The organism is Bradyrhizobium sp. USDA 3240, from assembly GCF_054063295.1.
Genome location: NZ_JBSSGD010000002.1, coordinates 4,378,859 through 4,396,981, shown reverse-complemented (window position 1 = coordinate 4,396,981; position 18,123 = coordinate 4,378,859). Strand labels below are relative to the sequence as shown.

Genomic DNA, 18,123 nt, shown 5'->3' with positions numbered 1-18,123 from the left:
GTGCTTGAGGTTGGTGGCCGTTTCGCGCCACCCCTCGCAACAGGGTTAGCGCGGGGTTAACTCCGCCATTGTCTGGTCGACGAAGCGCGCGTGCGGCGCGAGCGATGCCGCTTCGAGGCGGCGGTGTCCGCCGCGGGCGCTGACGATCAGGGCCGCGGCATCGCGCGCCGAGAATGTCTTCGACTGCACGTAGACGCGGTAATCGAACGGGCCGTCATGGGAAAGATAGATGATGGGGCCGGTTGCGGTCGGCGCGCTGGAAATCCCGATCAGCTGCGGCACCGAACTGCTTTCGCAGGCGCCGGCCTCGGCATCGTCGATGTCGTCGATCACGGTGAAGTCGGCGGCCTCGGCGCTGTCGGCGACCCGGACCCGCACGGTGGCAAGGCCGGGGTCGTCGGTGAAGCTGACGTGAAGCTGCGCCTGCCAAGGGACCGATGCGATCTGCATCGTGGCGCCGCCGACCTCGATGCAGGGCCGGGGGCCCGGCAGGATTTCAGCGCGGGCGAATACCGCGGCCACGGCAAGGGGGACCACCGAGGCCAAAACCTTCATACGCAACATGACACAACTCGCTCGACCCAAGCTTGCCGCGGATCGCGGTGCTTATGGTTTGCGCAGCGTAAATGGGAGTGGTTACCGTCGCGTTGACGCGGATGATTCCGGCATGAATCGGGACAGTGCTGCGGTTCGAGTCACGCCGCGCGGCGCAAATCGTCGGCCAATGCACGATAAGACAGCGCTTCGGCGAGGTGCAGCCGGCCGATGGTCTCGGCGCCGTCGAGATCGGCGAGCGTGCGCGCCACCCGCAGCACGCGGTGATAGCCGCGCGCGGTGAGGTGCATGTTCTCGGCCGCCTCGCGGAGTAGCTTCTGGCCATGCGCGTCGGGCTGCGCGATGGTCTCGAGCAGCGCGCTCGGCGCTTCCGCATTGGTGCGGACATGCGGCATGCCGGCCGCCGCGTAGCGTGCGAGCTGGATGTCGCGCGCGGCCGCGACGCGGGCGGCGACCTCGGCCGAGCCCTCGGCCGGCGGCGGCAGGATCAGATCGGCTGCGGTCACGGCCGGGACCTCGATCCGCAGATCGATGCGATCCATCAGCGGACCGGAGATCCGCATCTGGTAGTCTGAGGTGCAGCGGTCGAGTCGGCCGCGCTTGCAGGAATAACCGGGCTCATAGGCGTGGCCGCAGCGGCACGGGTTCATCGCCGCGACCAGCATGAAGCGCGCCGGATAGGTGACGCGATGGTTGGCCCGGCTCACCGAAACCTCGCCGTTCTCCAGCGGCTGGCGCAGCGAATCCAGCACCCGCGGATCGAACTCCGGCAATTCGTCGAGGAACAGCACGCCCTGATGCGCGAGCGAGATCTCGCCGGGCTTGGCGCGCATGCCGCCGCCGGTCAGCGCGGCCATGCTGGCGGAATGGTGCGGGCTGCGGAACGGGCGCCGCGCGGTCAAGGCGCCGTCGCGGATCTCGCCGGCGACGGAGGCGATCATCGAGACTTCGAGCAATTCGGACGGCGACAGCGGTGGCAGGATCGAAGGCAGCCGCGCCGCCAGCATCGATTTGCCGGCGCCGGGCGAGCCGATCATGAGCAAATGGTGTCCACCGGCGGCGGCGATCTCGAGCGCGCGTTTTGCGCTCTCCTGGCCCTTGATGTCGCGCAGATCGAGCAGCGCTTCCTCGCGCGCCTCGTTCTGGTCTTGCACCTTCGGCTGCGGCCGCGACAGCACCTGCGTGCCCTTGAAGTGATTGGCGATCTGGATCAGCGAATGAGCTGCGATGATCTGGATGTCCGGGCTCGCCCATGCGGCTTCCGAGCCGCAGGCGGCAGGACAGATCAGTCCCTCGTCGCGCGAATTGGCGCCGATCGCGGCCGGCAGCACGCCCGCCACCGGCGCAATCGAGCCGTCGAGTCCGAGCTCGCCGAGCACGGTGAAGCCGCTGAGCGCATCCGGCGGGATCGCCCCGATCGCCGCCATCAGGCCGAGCGCGATGGGCAGGTCGTAATGGCTGCCCTCCTTGGGCAGGTCGGCTGGCGCGAGGTTGACGGTGATGCGGCGGGCGGGAAGCGCCAGCCCGGAGGCGATCAGCGCCGAGCGCACCCGCTCGCGCGCCTCCGACACCGCCTTGTCGGGCAGGCCGACGATCGCGAACGCCGGCAGTCCCGGCGCGACCTGGACCTGCACGTCGACCGCACGGGCCTCAATCCCCTCGAATGCGACGGTGGAAACCCGCTGGACCATGCTGCCCCTATCTTCCGCCACCCAAGGTAGCGGAGCGGACTGCCCAGCGGGGATATTATACTTCCCGTACCCATCCTGTGGATGCTACTGTGAGTAGCGTCGGGGGATTCGTGCCCGGCCATGTCTATGATGGACCGGAGATTATGCGCCAAATTGCTAGTGGTCAGTTCTTCCTGATGTCCCAATTGCTGGCAGAACTGCACGCCCGTTGTTCTCACGCTAGCTTGACAGGTAAAATCGTCGATCAAAAAGGCGACCTAGATAGTTTCTCGACCATTTTTAGGCTTCTGGAACAGTCTGGTTTGCCTGTTTCGCTAGGCATCGCCGAAATCTCTCGCAAAATGCTGTTTGAACAAAAACCGTGTTTAATGAGCTACGACTTCCTCGCCCCAAACCTTTATGCCCTCAAGGAATCTATTTTTGCTGAATTGGGCACCGGCCTGTATTTTCGCATGGATGAAGACAAGCGCAGCTTCTTCGAAAACCGGTTGCTGTTCGGCGATGACGTAGCTGCGAGATTCCCAACCTCCTCATTTGACATTGAGGAGGGCGGAAAATGCTTATCCCTCGGCAGACCAACCGCGACTGTGTTTCACATGATGCGTGTCATGGAGGTTGGTTTAAAGGCTCTCGCGAAGGAACTAAAAATTCCCTATGCCCCAAGCTGGGAATCTTACATCAGGCAGATTGATGCGAACATCACGGCCAAACATAAGTCAAAAGCAAAAAAGTGGCTTGAGATGGAGCCGTTCTACCGCGATGTTCTGGGCAATCTTACGTCCATAAAAATAGCTTGGCGTAATCCGACTATGCACATTGTCCGCAACTACACTCAGGATGAAGCTGAAGATGTTTTAAGGGCGGTGCGTACATTTATGCGTCGTCTTTCTGAGCGCCTTTCCCAGGCTTGACAATTCGCTCAAACGACTCTTCGAATTTGCCTCCACTTTCATCAACGCCAAGCTCCCGAGCGGCTTGCTTGAACCGCTCGGATTGCTCTTTGTCAGTCAGCTTAGGCTTTGCCTTTTTTGGCACGCCTGCTTTTGGGGCCATATGGTGCGGTCTCACTGATTAGTCGTTCGATAGGTAAGACGCTTTCCGCGCACGCCCTTGAGCGCCTTTTCCGCCCGCGCCAGATCGTCGTAGCCGGTCGCAATGCGGTTGCTGTAGCGGAAATCAAACTCGCTCAAATATCGGTGCAGATGCTTCTCCTTGCAATGCTGGTAGACGCCCTTCATGCCGCGCTTGAAGATTGAGTAGAAGCCCTCAACGGTGTTGGTGCTGATGTCATCGCGGACATACTCCTTCGCGCCGTGGTTCACGGTGTCATGGCTAAAGTATTCTCCGCCAAGCTGGCGATAGACCGGAGCTTCGTCGGTCATGACTATGCTCTCACGGCGCACATTCGACCTAACAATCGGAATGATGTCCGCTACGGAAGTGCTGTCGATATGGAAGCTACGGGCAGAACCGCCGCGCTCGACCAAGGTCAGCACGACATTCTTGTGAGCGGCACCACCACGGGGGTTCTTTGACTGCCCTTCAAGCCGTCCGATATAGGTTTCATCAATCTCAACGGTCTTTCCGTTGCCGCCCATCGGAGGCAGCAAGCCGCCTGAGCGCATTGCCTCACGGATGCGGTGGGAGATGAACCACGCGGTCTTGAGGGTGCAGCCAAGGGTGCGGTGAAGCTGGTTGCTGCTGATGCCCTTCTTGCTTGAGGTCATTAGGAAGATAGCCTGTAGCCAGTGGCGCATGGGAACGTGGCTGGCCTCGAAGATGGTGCCAACCTTCACGGTGAAGGGCTTGCGGCACTGGTAGCACTTGTAGGTGCCGATTCGGGTGCTCTTGCCACCCATTTTGGAGATGCGATCCACGCCGCCGCAATGCGGGCAGACAGGACCATTCGGCCATAACCGGCTTTCCACAAACTTATAAGCAGATTCTTCGTTGTGAAAGTGCTTGGCTTCTAAAACAGATTTCATGGCAAAACCCCTTATAAAATAGGGGTATCATGCGCTTCTGGGTACGTCAAGTTTTGATTATGGGGTCAATCCACAATCAAGAACAAATCGCGTATCACCAAATCGTGACCGTCTACGCTGCTAGAATCGATTATATGGGTTCTATGGGTTCAGAAGCCGACATCATCCGCGAGCGCAAGAAGCGTAACCTCGACGAGATCGCCAGACTCCAGAAGGAGAACGACGAGTTCGACGTGGCATTGCGGGTGCTGGAGTTGGTACTTTCGAAGCCCCCCAACAAGCCGCCATCCCCCGTGGTGGTGAAGATCACGCTGCCAAAGTTGCCCCCAAGACCCGCTGGAACCCCTTCAACATTCGAGATGGTCGAGACGATCCTAAAAGACGCCGAAAAAGCCGGTAAGGAATCGTTAACCAGCCGAGAACTTATGGACGAGATAAGGGCAAAATACTGGCCCGGCGTGCAGAACAAGCAAATCCTCCCGTCCATCTTCGGCTTCGGCAAGACCGGGCGGATTATCCGGGAGGGGGACAAGTGGAAGAGGAAGCGGCTTCCAATGTTCGAGAAAAAGTTACGGGGGCCAGAGGCCCCCGCAGAGAGATAGGACGTGGTGTAAGAAACACGACTCGGTTTTCTCAGGCCCCTGTAAACATGCCGCCGAGAAAATGCCGGTATCGAATCCGGTCGTCCTTCCTAGCCCCAGTGTATCGGGGATGTAGAACCCTCCGCCGCGACCTCGCCAAAGGCGCGTAGGTAGGGTGCAGTAGCTGCCCTGTCAGTGGACAGGAGTAAGAGCCGTCACGGTCGACCCGGTTGGCAACTTGGCGACCGTGACGGGGCTCTTGATAGCAAAAATCAAAGATTCAGTCAAGATTCACAATAGCTTAACGAGTTGAATCGCTTACGGCCATCTGGGTACGTGAAGTACAATATCCCGCTGCCCAGCGCAAGAACATTAAGGGAACATCCGGGGGCGACACGCGCCGACCCCCGGATGCGCCGACGTTACAACGTCATCTGCATCGGTTCCGGATAGTAATGGAAGCCCTCACCGGCCTTGGCGACGTGGCCGTAGCCCGGCCAGGCGAAGTGATAGGACATCACAGGCGTCTTGTTCGCGGCCAGCATCTCGAGGAGCTTGACCCGCGAGTTCGCCGCCTGCTTCGGATCGGTGTCGTAGGAGAACTCCATCCGGGGCCGCTCCAACAGCAGCACCGCGTGATGCGAGAGGTCGCCGAGGAAGGCGAAGGACTTGCCGCCCGAGCTCACCATGAAGATGGAGTGACCCACGGTGTGGCCGGGCGCTGCGATCGCCGTCACGCCGGGCAGGAATTCCTGGCCATCCTTGAAGAACACGATGCGGTCGCGCACCGGCAGCAGGTTCTTGCGGGCGTGCACCACAAAGTCCTTCAACGGACTGCCCATCTTGCCTTCATCGGTCCAGAAATCGAGATCGCTCTGTGCGATGTAGTACTGCGCATTCGGGAACAGCGGCTTGTCGTCGGCGCCGACGATGCCGCCGATATGATCGATATGCGCGTGCGACAGCACGACGGCGTCGATGTCCTCCGGCTTGATGCCGGCTTCCTGCATGCTCTTCTGCTGCCGGCCGGTGGTCGGACCGAAGGCCTTCGAGGTGCCCATGCCGGTATCGAACAGGATCAGCCTGTCGCCCATGTTGACGATCGGCGAGTTCTGCTCGAGCACGACATTGTCGGGCGAGAGGAAGTTGTCGGAGAGCATCTTCTTCACTTCTTCCTTCGGCACGCCGGTGAAGGTGCCGGAGGGATCGCCGAGCGGAAGCGGGCCGTCGGAGACGACGGTCACTTCGGCATCGCCGAGAACGAAGCGGTGCCAATAGGGAGTCTGCGTGCCGAGCTTCGGCGCGCGTGCCTGTGCAGTGCTGCCGAGAAGTGTGCTGGCGCCGAGACCGGCACCGAGCGCGAGCAAGGATCGTCGTGAGACATTGAGCGTCATAACGTCTTCCTCCACAATTTTTATGATGTTTTCGCGTTGTCGCCCGCGTTGACCCGCCGCTTGACCTGACGCAGGCAAGAGAATGCTGCCCTCGCCCGCGCAAGCTGGCAAGTAGAATAAGGCGAACGCACACGCGCCCGTACGCTGGCTAAATTTCAGCCAGCCTGTGCGGCGCACAAGGGAGGAGGATTATTTCGCGGCGCGCTTCTTCTCGATGGTATCCCAGATCATCGCTGCGACATCCGGGCCGTTGAGCCGCTGGATGGCGCGGATGCCGGTCGGCGAAGTGACGTTGATCTCGGTCAGATTGCCGTCGATCACGTCGATGCCGACGAACAGCAGGCCGCGTTCGCGCAGCGCCGGCCCAAGCGTGGCGCAGATTTCGCGCTCGCGATCCGAGAGCTCGGTCGCCTTGGCCGCACCGCCGCGCACCATGTTGGAGCGCAGATCGTCCGCTGCCGGCACGCGGTTGACGGCGCCGGCGAATTCGCCGTCGACCAGGATGATGCGCTTGTCGCCATGCTTCACCTCGGGGAGGAAGCGCTGGATCACCCACGGCTCCTTGAAGGTGACCGAGAACATGTCGAACAGCGAGCCGAAGTTCATGTCCTGCGGCATCACGCGGAACACCGCGGCGCCGCCATGGCCGTGCAACGGTTTCATGACGACGGCGCCGTGCTGGTCGCGGAAGGCGTTGATCTCGTCGAGGTCGCGCGAGATCAGGGTCGGCGGCATCAGCTGCGGGAAATTCATCACGAACAGCTTTTCCGGCGCGTTGCGCACGCTGGCCGGATCGTTGACGACCAGGGTCTTCGGATGGATGCGCTCGAGGAAATGCGTCGAGGTGATATAGGCGAGGTCGAACGGCGGGTCCTGCCGCAGCAGCACGACGTCGAAGCCGTTGAGGGCCTCGCGTTTCGGCTCGCCCAGCGTGAAGTGATCGCCGACCTCATCGCGCACGGTGAGCGACTGCACCGGCGCCACCAGCTCCTCGCCGCGCAGCGACAGCTTGTCGGGCGTGTAGTAGGAAATGCCGTGGCCGCGCTTCTGCGCCTCGAGCAGCAGCGCAAAGGTCGAATCGCCGCGGATGTTGATGCGCGCGATGGGATCCATCTGGACGGCGATCTTCAATTTCATAAGCGTGTCCCGCGAGGTCTGAGGGTAACTTTAAGGGCTTGCGTCGAATGCCGCTAACAGATGGCGCGGCAGGCTCTTCGGCGCAATCAGCACGGCGTCGAATCTGAGATCAAATTCGGCATGTTCGGGATGTGCCATCAGCCAGGCCTGGGCGGCATTGACGATGCGCTGCTGCTGGCGCGGCGTCACCGCATAGGCGGCGTCGTCGAGGCTGGCCCGAGCCTTGACCTCGACGAAGGCGAGCAGATTGCGCCGGCGCACCACCAGGTCGATCTCGCCATAGGGGGTGCGGAAGCGTCTCGCCAGGATGCGATAGCCCTTGGCGATCAGGAGCGCCGCGGCGCGGCTTTCGGCCGAGATGCCGGTGCGGAACGCGGCGACGCGTTCGGGCGAGGCGCTGTCAGTCTTCGCCATCGCCGTCCCCGGAAGTCTTCGCGAGCTCGAGGGCGCGGGCGTAGACCTCGCGGCGCGGCCGGCCCGACAGCTCGACCGCGTGCGCCACCGCATCCTTGACGCTGCCGCGGGCGAGCTGCACGCGCAGCAGATCGTCGAGTGCCTCCTGGCCCATCACGCCGGCATCGTCTGGCGGCGGTCCGATGACGAGCACGAATTCGCCGCGCGTCTCCAGCGCGTCCGCGCCTGCCGCAAGCTCGGCGACCGTCGCGCGCTTGACCTCTTCGTGCAGCTTGGTCAGCTCGCGGCAGATCGCCGCATCGCGTCCAGCCATGGTCGCGGCGAGATCGCGCAGGGTGTCTTGCACCCGATTGCCGGATTCGAACATCACCAGCGTCGAATCGATCCGGGCGAGCTCGGTGAGCCGCGCGCGGCGCGCGTGCTCCTTCGACGGCAAAAATCCCTCGAAGAAGAACCGGTCGGTCGGCAGTGCCGCAACCGACAGCGCAGTCAACACCGACGATGGCCCCGGCACCGCGATGACGGCATGCCCGGCGGCGCAGACCTCGCGCACCAGCTTGAAGCCGGGATCGGAGATCAGCGGCGTGCCCGCGTCGGAAACCAGTGCGATCGCGGCGCCCTGGGCCAGCCGCTCGAGGATCTTGGGCCGCGCCTGGGCCGCGTTGTGCTCGTGGTAGAGGGCCAGTTCGGCGGTGATCGCGTAACGTTCGGTCAGCCGGCGCGTAATCCTGGTGTCCTCGCAGGCGATGACGTCGACACCCGCCAGCGTCTCGAGCGCGCGCAGGGTGATGTCGGAGAGATTTCCGATCGGGGTCGCGACCAGGTGCAGCCCGGGCCTGGCCTTTGGCGCAGCGAGCTGCTGGCCGCCGATCGAAAAGGTTTTGGCTGCAGCGCCCGTCGAGGCATCCGAATGGTGGAGGGAACTGGCTTTTGCGCGCATAATGCCAATCTAGAGGGATGGCAGCGCTTGCGCCACATCCGCAAATGGCGGTGACGGAACGCCGCCTGAGGGGAGGGAAATGGAGGCCGCGGCAACGGCGCCGCGGGGCCATAATCCTTTTGTTTTAGTTAACTATTCGCCGACAATATGCCTGAATCCACCCGCCTCATCAGAGCTGGATGGAGTCCTGGCCGATCGTGGTCGGTCAAGAGAAGAGAGACGATGGAAGGCCCGCATCACCGTACGTCCCCGCCGTCGGGCACGACCCGGCGGACCGCGCTTGGCCTGCTCGTGGGCGCGCCGTTGCTGAGCGCCTGTTCCGGCATCCAGCAGAGCTTGAGCCAATTTTCCAGTGGCAACCCGGAAGCCGGTCCTGCCGGTCCGCAGCAACAGCCGCAGGCGGTCGGCACCGGGCAGGTCAAGATTGGATTGATTTTGCCGCTGTCGGCTTCCGGCAATGCCGGGCTCGCCGCACAGTCGATGCGGAACGCCGCCGAAATGGCGCTCGCGGAATTTCAGAACCCGAATATTCAGCTCCTGATCAAGGACGATGGCGGCAGCCCGCAGGGCGCGGCGCAGGGCACCCAGCAGGCGCTGTCCGAGGGCGCCGAGATCATTCTGGGACCGCTGTTCGCAGGCTCGGTGCCGCCCACCGCGCAACTGACGCGGCCGCGCGGCACCTCGGTGATCGCATTCTCCACCGATTCGAGCGTCGCCGGGCACGGCGTCTACCTCCTGAGTTTCCTGCCGGAGTCCGACATCAATCGGATCGTCGACTATTCCTCGGGGATCGGAAAACGCTCGTTCGCCGCGATGGTGCCTGATAACGCCTATGGCAACGTGGTCGAGGCCGCGTTCAAGCAGGCGGTCGGCCGCAAGAACGGCCGCGTCATCGCATTCGAGAAATATGGCGCCGATCGCGCGACGCCGGCGCGGACTGTGGCCCAGGCGCTGGGCCAGGCCGACGCGCTGCTGCTCGCCGACGACGGCGATTCGGTGGTCGCTACCGCCGATGCGCTGACCGCGGCGGGTGCCAATCTGCGCAACATCCAGCTGCTCGGTACCGGGTTGTGGGACAATCCGCGGGTGTTCGCGAGCCCGGTCCTGCAAGGCGGCCTCTACGCCGCGCCCGATCCGTCAGGTTTCCGCGGATTCGCCGGCCGCTATCGCGCCAAATTCGGCGGCGAGCCGGTGCGCACCGCAACGCTTGCCTATGACGCCGTGGCGCTGATGGCGGCGCTGGCACGCACCCAGGGCGCGCAGCGCTTTGCGCCGGAGACGCTGACCAATCCCTCCGGCTTTGCCGGCATCGACGGCCTGTTCCGCTTCCGGTCCGACGGCACCAATGAGCGTGGCCTTGCGGTCATGAAGGTGGCTTCGGCTGGAAGCACGCCGGTCGCAGGCTCGCCGAAGAGTTTCGGCGCCTGATTTCGTTAGGCGTTCGAGCTGCCCTGTCGAGGCGCCGATGCCCGCCAGCTACTTTGCATGGGGTTGTTTTCGATATTCTAGCGGCGTTCGCCTGGAGCGTTTTCGAGCGAAGTGGATACCGGTTCGCGTGAAGAAAACGCGTCAAAATAAGAATCCAGAGCCCCGTTCCGATTCAATCGGAACGGGATAGGCTCTAGGCGGCGAGATCCGCAACGACCGCGTCGAGCACCGGGAATCCCGACTTGGTCACGCGCAGCCGTCCGTCGGCATCGACGGCGATGGCGCCTTCCTCGCGCAGCATCGCGATCCGGTGCGGATCAAGCTTGCGGCCGGAGAGCTTCGCATAGCGCGTGGGATCGATGCCTTCGGCGAGCCGCAGCCCCATCAGGAGGAATTCGTCGGCGCGCTCTTCGCTGTTGAGGCTGTCGTCGGTGACGACGCCGTGGCCGCGTTCCTCGACGTTCAACAGCCAGGCCTCGGGGCGCCGCTCGGTCGCGGTCGCGTGCCTGACGCCGTCGATGTCGAGCCTTCCATGCGCGCCGGGACCGATGCCGGCATATTCCTCACCGCGCCAATAGACGAGGTTGTGCTTGCACTCCGCGCCGGCGCGGGCGTGGTTGGAGATCTCGTAGGCGGGCAATCCCTCGCGGGCGCAGACCTCCTGCGTCACGTCGTAGAGCGCGCGCGCGGTCGCTTCATCCGGGGTCTGCAATTTGCCGGCGGCATGCAGCCCGAAGAACGGCGTGCCTTCCTCGATCGTGAGCTGATAGAGCGACAGGTGCTCGGCCGCTTCCGAGATCGCCTGCTTCAATTCGTCCGCCCACATCTGCGGCGTCTGGTCGGGACGCGCGTAGATCAGATCGAACGAGTAACGGTCGAATGCGCTTCGCGCGATCGCAACCGCGTCGAGCGCCTCGCGCGCGGTGTGCAGGCGGCCCAATGCCTTCAGCGACGCATCGTCCAGTGCCTGCACGCCGAGCGAGACCCGGTTGACGCCGGCTGCGCGATAGCCGCGAAAGCGTGTCGCCTCGACGCTGGTCGGATTGGCCTCGAGCGTGACCTCGACGTCGCGCGAGACCCGCCAGTGCTTGCCGATCGCATCGAGCACGGCGCCGACGGTCTGCGGCTGCATCAGCGACGGCGTGCCGCCGCCGAGGAAGATCGAGGACACTTCGCGTCCCGGCACCCGCGCGGCCGTGGTCTCGATCTCGCGGGCGAACGCGCGCACGAAGCGCGCCTCGTCGACCGGCGCATGCCGGACGTGGCTGTTGAAATCGCAATACGGGCATTTCGACAGGCAGAACGGCCAGTGCACGTAGACGCCGAAGGCTTCTCGTTCAGCGTGGCTCAAGGCAAATCTCCGCGAGCTTCACGAAGGCGCGGGCGCGATGCGACAGGCCGAGTCCGAGCGGCGGCAGGCCGTGCTTCTCGATGCTGCTCATCTCGCCAAAGGTCCGCGTGTAACCGTCGGGCAGGAACGCCGGATCATAGCCGAATCCGGCGGTGCCGCGTGGCGGCCAGACCAGGGTTCCGTCGACCCGGGCCTCGACTTCTTCGAGGTGATCGTCCGGCCACGCCACGCACAGCGCCGAGACGAAGTGCGCACTTCGGCGGTCCGGCGCGATGGCGCCGCGCTCCTGCAGCAGGCGCTCGATCCGCGTCATCGCCGCCATGAAATCCTTGCCCTCGCCGGCCCAGCGCGCCGAGTAGATCCCGGGCGCGCCGTCGAGCGCGTCGACCACGAGGCCGGAATCGTCGGCGAAGGCCGGCAATCCCGTCGCCTTCGCCGCAGCGATGGCCTTGATCGCCGCATTGGCACGAAAGCTGTCGCCGGTCTCCTCGGGCTCGGCGAGACCGAGCTCGCCGGCCGACACCGCCTCGACGCCGTGCGGCGCCAGCAGTTCCCGCATCTCGGCAAGCTTGCCGGGATTGTGGGTGGCGATGACGAGCCTTCCGGTGATTCGGCGATGCATGGCCAATCTGACTACGCCACCGCGATCTTTTGCAAGTCGACCAGACGCGCGACACCTTTGCGCGCCAGGGCCATCAGCGCCAGGAACTCGTCCTGCGAGAACGGCGTCTTCTCGGCGGTGCCCTGCACCTCGATGATGCGGCCGTCGCCGGTCATCACGAAATTGGCGTCGGTGTCGGCCTCGGAATCCTCGGCATAATCGAGATCGAGCACCGGGGTGCCCTGGTAGATGCCGCAGGAGATCGCCGCCACGTTGTCGCGCAACACGTTGGTCTTCAGCATGTTGCGGGTCTTCATCCAGTTGATGCAGTCGGCCAGCGCCACCCAGGCACCGGTGATCGAGGCGGTGCGGGTGCCGCCATCGGCCTGGATGACGTCGCAATCGACCGTGATCTGGCGCTCGCCGAGCGCCTCGAGGTCGACGGCCGCGCGCAGCGAGCGGCCGATCAGCCGCTGGATCTCGACCGTGCGGCCGCCCTGCTTGCCGGCGGAGGCCTCGCGGCGGGTGCGTTCCAGGGTGGCGCGCGGTAGCATGCCGTATTCGGCGGTGACCCAGCCGCGGCCCTGGCCCTTCAGCCACGGCGGCAACCGCTCTTCCAGCGTGGCGGTCACCAGCACATGGGTGTCACCGAACTTCACCATGCAGGAACCCTCGGCATATTTGACGACGCCGCGTTCCAGCGACACAGGACGCAGTTCATCGGGCGCACGGCGGCTTGGCCGCATGGAAATCCTCCAGAATTCCGAGAGATAGGGCTGGGCGTGCTTGTAGGAGGGGGAAGCGGCAGCGGCAAGGGTTTTGGCAAGGGTTTTGGCGAGGGTTTTGGCCCCGGAATGGTCCGGGTGCCAGGGGGCCGAATGGATGCTTGTCACCGGCCTCCGGGAGCGACAGATTAGGCAGCAATTGTGAAGGACTGGAGTTTGACTCACCACGATCCGATAGGCCTGATCGCCCCGCATGCCGGGCTCGCCCAGCTCAATGAGCGGTCGCGCGACATTTTTCGTCAAATCGTCGAAAGCTATCTTGCGACCGGCGAACCGGTCGGTTCGCGCAACATCTCGCGCCTGATCGCATTACCGCTGTCGCCGGCCTCGGTCCGCAATGTGATGTCGGATCTCGAGCAGCTCGGCCTGATCTATGCGCCGCACACCTCTGCCGGCCGGCTGCCGACCGAACTCGGCCTGCGTTTCTTCGTCGACGCCCTGATGCAGGTCGGCGACCTCACCGAGGCCGAGCGGCAATCGATCCAGACCCAGCTCGCGGCGGTCGATCGTGCGCAATCGGTCGAGGCGGCGCTTGGCGAAGCGTTGACGCGGCTGTCGGGGCTGACCCGTGCCGCCGCCGTGGTGCTGACGCAGAAGTCGAATGCGCGGCTGAAGCACATCGAATTCGTGCGGCTGGAGCCGGAGAAGGCGCTGGTCGTGCTGGTCGGTGAAGACGGCCAGGTTGAAAACCGGGTGTTGGCGCTGCCGCCGGGCGTGCCGTCCTCGGCCCTGACGGAGGCGACCAATTTCCTCAATGCGCGGATCCGTGGCCGGACGCTGGCCGAAGCGCGGCTCGAGCTCGAGACGGCATTGACGCAGAACCGCGCCGAGCTCGATCAGCTGACACAGAAGGTCGTCGCGGCCGGCATCGCGAGCTGGTCCGGCGGCGCAAACGAGGACCGCCAGCTGATCGTGCGCGGTCACGCCAATCTGCTCGAGGATCTGCATGCGCTGGACGATCTCGAGCGCATCAAGTCGCTGTTCGACGATCTCGAGACCAAGCGCGGCGTGATCGATCTGCTCGGCCGTGCCGAGCGCGGCGAGGGCGTGCGGATATTCATCGGCTCGGAGAACAAGCTGTTCTCGCTGTCGGGTTCCTCCACCATCATCGCGCCCTATGGCGACGCCCAGGGCCGGATCGTCGGCGTGCTCGGCGTGATCGGACCGACGCGGCTGAACTATGCGCGGGTGATCCCGACCGTCGATTATGCCGCGCGCATCGTCAGCAAGATGCTGGGCGGCTGACCGGAGAGGATTTCGCTTTCATTTGACGGTTTTCGTTGCTCAAGCCGGAGGTCCCTGTTCCCGAAACCGGTATGTTGCGCTTGATTTTCGCCTCCTAAAGCACGATATCCCGGGCAGCAATCCCCAAGATTTGAACCGACGCGAGTTTTCGAGAAGGCAAGCCATGACCGATCCGAACCGGGCCAATGACAACACCGAGAATTCGGCGCCGACGGGTGAGCCCGTGGTCTCGAAGCCCTACATCATGCCTGACGATCCCGAGGTGGGATCGGCCGAGGCGCTGACCAAGGAACTGGCCGAGGCGCGCGACCGCACGCTGCGCACGCTGGCCGAGATGGAGAACCTCCGTCAGCGCACCCGCCGCGAGGTTGCCGACGCCAAGACCTATGGCATCACCGGCTTCGCCCGCGACGTGCTCGATATCGCCGACAACCTCCAGCGCGCGATCGATGCCGTGCCGGCCGAGACCAAGGAATCGGCCGATCCCGGCCTGAAGGCGCTGATCGAAGGTGTCGAGCTGACCGAGCGCTCGCTGCTCAACGCGCTGGAGAAGAACGGCGTCAAGAAGTTCGATCCGATCGGCGAGAAGTTCGATCCGAACTTCCAGCAGGCGATGTTCGAGGTGCCGGACACCTCGGTGCCGTCGGGCACGGTGGTGCAGGTCGTGCAGGCCGGCTACATGATCGGCGAGCGCATCCTGCGTCCGGCGCTGGTCGGCGTCTCCAAGGGCGGCGCCAAGGCCGCCCCGAGCGCCGACATCACGGTCTGATCGGTCCGACGCCAGCCCTGAAGCTCTGAGCTTGCCGCTGTCGTTTCACGGCAGCGGCTTCTCATGCGCCTTCGGCCAATAGGTGCCGAAGCTCCAGAGATTTCCTTCCGGATCACGGCAGGCGAAATCGCGGCTGCCATAATCCGTGTCACGCAGTTCCATTTCGATCTTTGCACCTGCCGCCCTGGCTTTCGCATGCAGGGCGTCGGGATCGTCGACGGCGATGTAGATTGAATCGGTGCGGCGACCGGTGACATCGCCGACCAGCTTGGCGTAGGCATCGTCGCGGCTCTGGCCCAGCATCAGTATCGAGGAACCGTAGGCGAGCTCGGCGTGGTGGATCACGCCGCCGTCGCGGTAGGCCACGTGCTCGGTGAATCCGATCACGGTCTTGAGCCAGACGATCATCGCCTCGGCGTCCTTGCAGCGCAGGGTCGGATAGATGCGGGGCGGTTCGATGTCGTGCGTCATGGTGGCTCATCTCCTGGGCTGATGGCGCCACTCTGCACGAGGCAATCCGGCTTCGGCTTGAAGGTTTGTTACCAGTCGGCCAGCAACTCGCCGGAATGGGACAGCCGGCTGTCGGTCAGCGTCAGGCGGCGTGCCCAGGCGGTCGGTGGTTCCCCGGCAAACTCGACGAACTCGCGGGCGAGATGGGCTTGATCGGCGTAGCCGCTCTCCGCAGCGATCGCGGCCCAGCCGTCGGCTGTGCCAGCCTGCGCAAGACGGCAAGCCCGATGAAAGCGCATCATGCGCGCCACCGGCTTGGGCGCGAGGCCAAGCTCGGATCGAAACCGGCCGGCGAGGTGTTTACGGCTCCAACCGATCTCCGAAGCGATCGCCGTGATCCGGGCGGTGCCGCCCGATCGCGCCAACATTCGATAAGCGAACGCGACTTCCTCGGACGGTCCGCGGCCGAGGCGGCGAAGCACGAAATCCTCGATCAGGTCGAAGCGTCGCCGCCAGCACGGTACGGCGCCGATCTGCTCGCGCAGCCGCCGCCCATCGCGGCCCAGCACATCGCCAAGATCGACCATGCGCCCGGTGAGCTCGGCAATGGCGCCGCCGAAGAAGCGATAGGCGCCAAGCGGCGTGAAATCCACCTGCACGGATTCGGCGCAGCCGTCGGACTCGATGTTGACGGGGCCGGCGTGCAGTCCGGCCGTGAAGCTGAGCTGACGGTCGGATGGTCCAGGCTGACGCGCGAGCGCGATCAGATAGGGCGAGCCGAAGCTGATGATCAACGGCACGATCAGGGGAGCGGTCTGACGGTGGAAGAAGCGGCCTGCCGCCGTCTCGCGGTAACCGGTCATCCCGACAATCAGGCCTGTCATGCGCGGCGACGGCGAGCGCCGCGCGAAGTCGAATGCGACGGGGGCCTCGAGCTCGGCCATGTGGCTCTCGCGCGGAATGCCTACGCGATATCCGACGACTGGATCCGCTTGACGCCGGCCTTGTCCATGTCGGTCCAGGCCTTGGCCAGCGATCCCTGGGTGTCGATGCCGCGGCAGGCGTCCTCCACGACATAGGTTTCGAAGCCGGCCTTGCGCGCATCGAGCGCGGTCCATGCCACGCAGAAATCGGTGGCGAGCCCGGCCACGAAAACCCGCTCGACATTGCGCGCCTTCAGATAGGCGGCGAGTCCAGTGGTGGTCTTGCCATCGGCTTCGGTGAAGGCGGAGTAGCTGTCGACGTCCTTGTGAAAGCCCTTGCGGATGATCAGCTCGGCCTGCGGGATCGCGAGCTCCTTCGACAGCGAAGCGCCGTCGGTGCCCTGCACGCAGTGGTCGGGCCACAGCACCTGCTTGCCGTAGGTGAGGTCGATGGTCTCGAACGGCTTCTTGCCGGCGTGGACCGAGGCAAACGAGACGTGTCCGGGCGTGTGCCAGTCCTGCGTCATCACCACATTGGCAAAGCTCTTGGCGATCTTGTTGATGACCGGCACCACCTGCTCGCCGTCCTTCACCGCGAGGCTGCCGCCTGGCAGGAAGCAGTTCTGGACGTCGATCACGAGCAGCGCGGAGCCATCGTCGGGCTTGGTCGCGGCCGCCCAGAGACTTTTCGGAACCAGGGTCGCAAGCGCCAACGTGCCGAGGCCTGCAACTATCTGTCGTCGATCCAACATCGCGCCCCTCCTCGCTTTGATACCGCGCGAGGAGGCTAGTTCCGTTCGGCGAGCGACGAAAGTGGGATTTTTCCGACCGGCCTTGCGACCGGCCCGATCAGCCGCGCGGCTGGATGCCGTCGCGGACTGCGCGGAAGCGCGGGAAGGCCGTTTCCCAATCGGTGCGCGGCGAGCTGCCGATGATGCGCAGCGATGTCTGCGCGCCGAACCGCAGCCACTGCACGATGGTCACCGGGGTGTTGTCCTTGCCGCTGACGGCGTCGATCCGGGTCTCGAAGCCGGGCTGGCCGTCGATCCGGATCGGTTCGGACATGGTGATCCGCCCGTCGCGCACACCGGGGATCGTGGTGGCGATCTGCTGGGCAAAGCGGCCGCGATCGTCGGGCGTGGCCGGCGCCGAAGTGATGATGCCGAGCAGCATGAAGGGCTTGGCCTCAAGGGCCTTGTCGTCGCCGTCGGCCATCAGCAGCGCTGCGCCCGGCGCCAGCATGCGGATGTTCTTGAAGCTGCTGAGCTCGGTGACCTTGAACGGCATCATGCCGAGCTGCTCGTCGACCGGCACATCCTTGCGGATTTCGGCGGAGGCGAACATCTGCCGGACGGCGTCGTCGGTGTAGATCTTGCTCGCGTTCTCCGGCACCTGCACCGCGACATAGCCGGAGAAGGTCGGCCCCGGCAGGATCATGGAGTAGCGCCGCACATTGCTGGCGCCGTCGCGGGCGCTCTCCACGGTGTAGTAGGCGAGGCCGGCCGGCGTCTCGAGGCTCTCGGGCTTGATGTTTCCGGTGCCGGCGGGGTTGGCCTTGAAGGCGGTCACGACCTCGTTGTAGGCGTCCGCGGGCAGGTCGGCGATCAGCACCTTGACGCCCCGGTCCTCGGTCTCGAAGCCGATGAAGGCTTTGGCGCGGACGAGGCCCACCAGCGGTTTCATCCCGACATGCGCGCCCGGCGGAAACACCACGTCGGCGGCATAGCCACGACAGGTGGCAGCAATCAGCAAGGCAACCGCAACGAGAATTCGAAAAGGCGTCATGGGGGATCTACCGGTTTTGCTTGGTGGCCGCGCAACGGGGCCGATGCAGGGCTGGATGGCCTCTTCAGTCGAACCGCTTTTAGCGGTTT

Annotated in this window: 19 protein-coding genes; 5 read left to right on the top strand and 14 right to left on the bottom strand. The window is 64.3% G+C overall.

The features are described from left to right. Positions 1-45 precede the first annotated feature (45 nt). Positions 46-564: a hypothetical protein gene (locus tag ACVIGA_RS21445; RefSeq protein WP_456667883.1), complete on the bottom strand. Its 519-nt coding sequence runs from the start codon at positions 562-564 to the stop codon at positions 46-48. Between the two features lie 131 nt (positions 565-695). Next, entirely contained in the window at positions 696-2,246 is a 1,551-nt protein-coding gene (locus tag ACVIGA_RS21440) for a YifB family Mg chelatase-like AAA ATPase (RefSeq protein WP_456667882.1), read from the bottom strand. 89 nt (positions 2,247-2,335) lie between these two features. Here ACVIGA_RS21440 and ACVIGA_RS21435 point away from each other — a divergent pair, with 89 nt between their 5' ends. Next, the gene (locus tag ACVIGA_RS21435; protein WP_456667881.1) at positions 2,336-3,157 is read left to right on the top strand and encodes a hypothetical protein; all 822 of its coding nucleotides are present in this window, start codon (positions 2,336-2,338) and stop codon (positions 3,155-3,157) included. A gap of 153 nt (positions 3,158-3,310) precedes the next feature. Here ACVIGA_RS21435 and ACVIGA_RS21430 read toward each other — a convergent pair whose 3' ends face one another. Further along, positions 3,311-4,231: an IS1595 family transposase gene (locus ACVIGA_RS21430; RefSeq protein ID WP_456667880.1), complete on the bottom strand. Its 921-nt coding sequence runs from the start codon at positions 4,229-4,231 to the stop codon at positions 3,311-3,313. 104 nt (positions 4,232-4,335) lie between these two features. Between ACVIGA_RS21430 and ACVIGA_RS21425 the strand changes: the two genes are divergently transcribed. Continuing rightward, positions 4,336-4,833 (top strand): hypothetical protein, encoded by a 498-nt coding sequence (locus tag ACVIGA_RS21425; RefSeq protein ID WP_456667879.1) that lies wholly within the window; start codon positions 4,336-4,338, stop codon positions 4,831-4,833. A 401-nt stretch (positions 4,834-5,234) separates the two neighbouring features. Here the strand turns inward: ACVIGA_RS21425 and ACVIGA_RS21420 are convergent, their stop codons facing one another. The 4 genes from ACVIGA_RS21420 to rsmI form a co-directional block, all read right to left on the bottom strand. Next, positions 5,235-6,206, bottom strand: a complete 972-nt coding sequence (locus tag ACVIGA_RS21420) for an MBL fold metallo-hydrolase (protein WP_223971405.1) — start codon at positions 6,204-6,206, stop codon at positions 5,235-5,237. Positions 6,207-6,395: 189 nt separating this feature from the next. Further along, entirely contained in the window at positions 6,396-7,343 is a 948-nt protein-coding gene (gene gshB / locus ACVIGA_RS21415) for a glutathione synthase (RefSeq protein WP_223971408.1), read from the bottom strand. A gap of 30 nt (positions 7,344-7,373) precedes the next feature. After that, a complete protein-coding gene (locus ACVIGA_RS21410; protein WP_166212917.1) occupies positions 7,374-7,757 on the bottom strand; it encodes a YraN family protein in 384 nt (127 codons plus the stop codon). Beyond that, entirely contained in the window at positions 7,744-8,697 is a 954-nt protein-coding gene (gene rsmI, locus ACVIGA_RS21405; protein WP_456667878.1) for a 16S rRNA (cytidine(1402)-2'-O)-methyltransferase, read from the bottom strand. The genes ACVIGA_RS21410 and rsmI overlap by 14 nt, the downstream gene beginning before the upstream one ends. Positions 8,698-8,919: 222 nt before the next feature. Between rsmI and ACVIGA_RS21400 the strand changes: the two genes are divergently transcribed. Continuing rightward, a complete protein-coding gene (locus tag ACVIGA_RS21400) occupies positions 8,920-10,125 on the top strand; it encodes a penicillin-binding protein activator (RefSeq protein WP_456667877.1) in 1,206 nt (401 codons plus the stop codon). Between the two features lie 193 nt (positions 10,126-10,318). Here the strand turns inward: ACVIGA_RS21400 and hemW are convergent, their stop codons facing one another. The 3 genes from hemW to rph are packed head-to-tail and all read right to left on the bottom strand — an operon-like array spanning position 10,319 to position 12,823. Beyond that, positions 10,319-11,476, bottom strand: a complete 1,158-nt coding sequence (gene hemW, locus ACVIGA_RS21395) for a radical SAM family heme chaperone HemW (protein ID WP_456667876.1) — start codon at positions 11,474-11,476, stop codon at positions 10,319-10,321. Continuing rightward, a complete protein-coding gene (gene rdgB, locus ACVIGA_RS21390) occupies positions 11,463-12,098 on the bottom strand; it encodes an RdgB/HAM1 family non-canonical purine NTP pyrophosphatase (protein ID WP_456667875.1) in 636 nt (211 codons plus the stop codon). The genes hemW and rdgB overlap by 14 nt, the downstream gene beginning before the upstream one ends. An 11-nt stretch (positions 12,099-12,109) precedes the next feature. After that, complete coding sequence (gene rph / locus ACVIGA_RS21385) at positions 12,110-12,823, bottom strand: ribonuclease PH (protein ID WP_021078183.1); 714 nt, start codon at positions 12,821-12,823, stop codon at positions 12,110-12,112. A 195-nt stretch (positions 12,824-13,018) separates the two neighbouring features. On the opposite strand from rph, the gene hrcA reads away from it, so the two are divergent. Both hrcA and grpE read left to right on the top strand, forming a co-directional pair. Continuing rightward, positions 13,019-14,107, top strand: coding sequence for a heat-inducible transcriptional repressor HrcA (gene hrcA / locus ACVIGA_RS21380; RefSeq protein ID WP_092120971.1), 1,089 nt, complete (start codon positions 13,019-13,021; stop codon positions 14,105-14,107). A gap of 163 nt (positions 14,108-14,270) precedes the next feature. After that, positions 14,271-14,876, top strand: a complete 606-nt coding sequence (gene grpE / locus ACVIGA_RS21375) for a nucleotide exchange factor GrpE (protein ID WP_223971426.1) — start codon at positions 14,271-14,273, stop codon at positions 14,874-14,876. Positions 14,877-14,921: 45 nt separating this feature from the next. Here the strand turns inward: grpE and ACVIGA_RS21370 are convergent, their stop codons facing one another. The 4 genes from ACVIGA_RS21370 to ACVIGA_RS21355 all read right to left on the bottom strand — a co-directional run bounded on the left by ACVIGA_RS21370 (position 14,922) and on the right by ACVIGA_RS21355 (position 18,034). Then, a complete protein-coding gene (locus ACVIGA_RS21370) occupies positions 14,922-15,347 on the bottom strand; it encodes a VOC family protein (RefSeq protein ID WP_456667874.1) in 426 nt (141 codons plus the stop codon). A 68-nt stretch (positions 15,348-15,415) separates the two neighbouring features. Next, a complete protein-coding gene (locus ACVIGA_RS21365; protein ID WP_456667873.1) occupies positions 15,416-16,270 on the bottom strand; it encodes a helix-turn-helix domain-containing protein in 855 nt (284 codons plus the stop codon). A gap of 20 nt (positions 16,271-16,290) precedes the next feature. After that, complete coding sequence (pncA, locus tag ACVIGA_RS21360) at positions 16,291-17,001, bottom strand: bifunctional nicotinamidase/pyrazinamidase (RefSeq protein ID WP_456667872.1); 711 nt, start codon at positions 16,999-17,001, stop codon at positions 16,291-16,293. Between the two features lie 97 nt (positions 17,002-17,098). Then, the gene (locus ACVIGA_RS21355; RefSeq protein WP_456670853.1) at positions 17,099-18,034 is read right to left on the bottom strand and encodes a hypothetical protein; all 936 of its coding nucleotides are present in this window, start codon (positions 18,032-18,034) and stop codon (positions 17,099-17,101) included. Positions 18,035-18,123: the final 89 nt, after the last annotated feature.